General features: G+C 63.8%; 1 protein-coding gene. It reads left to right on the forward strand.

All coding sequences use genetic code 11. From position 1 onward, the window contains the following. Positions 1-1,154: APC family permease (locus V8683_RS31335; RefSeq protein ID WP_462849730.1), on the forward strand; the 1,154-nt coding region annotated here is incomplete at both ends.

A 1,154-nucleotide genomic window follows, 5' to 3' on the forward strand; every position in this document is an offset into this window, starting at 1 on the left:
GCGCTGATGTTTACGGGCCTCGGCTCGATCATCGGTTCGGGCTGGCTGTTCGGCGCGTGGAAGGCGGCGAAGATTGCGGGTCCCGCGGCCATCTGCGCCTGGGTGATCGGCGCCGTGGTCATTCTGGCCATCGCGCTCACCTACGCCGAACTCGGCGCGATGTTCCCGGAGTCGGGCGGCATGGTGCGCTACGCCCGCTACTCTCACGGCGCGCTGGTGGGCTTCATCAGCGCCTGGGCCAACTGGATCGCCATCGTCTCGGTGATCCCCATCGAAGCTGAAGCCTCGATCCAGTATATGAGCACCTGGCCCTACGACTGGGCACACGCGCTCTTCGTCGACGGGTCATTAACCCATTCGGGGCTGGGACTCGCAGCGCTGCTCGTGATCGTGTACTTCATGCTCAACTACTGGGGCGTGACGCTCTTCGCGCGCGCCAACAGCGCCATCACGATCTTCAAGTTCATCATCCCGGGCCTGACCATCATCGGTCTGATGACGACGGGCTTCCACCACGAGAACTTCGGCCAGTCGACCGACTTCGCGCCCTACGGCTGGTCGGCGGTGTTCACGGCGGTCGCGACGAGCGGCATCGTGTTCGCGTTCAACGGCTTCCAGAGCCCGATCAACCTCGCGGGTGAAGCGCGCAATCCGTCGAAGAGCATTCCGTTCGCGGTGATCGGCTCGATCGTCTGCGCGCTCGTGATCTACGTGCTGCTGCAGATCGCCTACATCGGCGCGGTCAACCCCGCCGACGTGCTCAAAGGCTGGAACACGTTCGCCTTCAAGTCGCCGTTCGCGGAACTCGCGATCGCGCTGAACCTGAACTGGCTGGCGATCCTGCTGTACGTGGACGCGTTCGTGAGCCCGAGCGGCACCGGCACGACCTACATGGCGACGACTTCGCGCATGATCTACGCGATGGAGCGCAACAACACGATGCCGAAGATGTTCGGCAACGTGCACCCGTTCTACGGCGTGCCGCGCAACGCGATGTGGTTCAACCTGCTCGTGTCGTTCATCTTCATGTTCTTCTTCCGCGGCTGGAGTTCGCTGGCGGCGGTGATCTCGGTGGCGACGGTCATCTCGTACCTCACCGGTCCGATCAGCCTGATGGCGCTCAAGCGTGCCGCGCCGGACCTCGATCGTCCGCT

Source organism: Paraburkholderia sp. AV2 (genome assembly GCF_054968425.1).